Raw genomic sequence first — 579 nt, forward strand, 5'->3', positions numbered from 1 at the left:
CCCGCCGATATCGATGCCGGTACCCTGGCCCAGGCCGAAGCGCACCTGGCCGACCTGGGCGCGCAATGTCGGCCCGATGAGCTCTCCAGGCTCGCATCACGGCTGGCCGATCATCTGCACCCCGACGGCAACCACACCGACGACGATCGTGCCCAGCGCCGTGGTGTGGTGCTGGGCCCCCAAGACCGCGACGGCATGAGCGTCATCAAGGGCTACCTCGACCCGCAAGCACGAGCCACCCTCGATGCCGTCCTGGCCCGCTGGGCCGCCCCCGGCATGTGCAACCCCACCGATACCACCCCCTGCACCAGCGGCACTCCGTCGCAAGCTGCCATTGATGCCGATACGCGTAGTGCCGGGCAACGCAACCACGATGCCCTGACCGCGATGGGTCGGGCCCTGCTGGCCTCCGGGGACCTCGGGCAGCACAACGGGTTACCGGCCACCATCATCGTCTCCACCACCCTGGCCGACCTCGAATCCGGCACGGGCAAGGCCCACACCGGAGGCGGTACCTGGCTGCCGATGCGCGATGTGATCGCGATGGCCAGCCACGCCCACCACTACCTACGCATCTAC

Annotated in this window: 1 protein-coding gene; it reads left to right on the forward strand. The window is 68.9% G+C overall.

Translation table 11 applies throughout. From position 1 onward, the window contains the following. On the forward strand, nucleotides 1-579 hold a 579-nt coding region (locus BST15_RS20970; protein ID WP_133053211.1), incomplete at both ends, for a DUF222 domain-containing protein.

It is taken from the genome of Mycolicibacter arupensis, assembly GCF_002086515.1.
Classification (GTDB): domain Bacteria; phylum Actinomycetota; class Actinomycetes; order Mycobacteriales; family Mycobacteriaceae; genus Mycobacterium; species Mycobacterium arupense.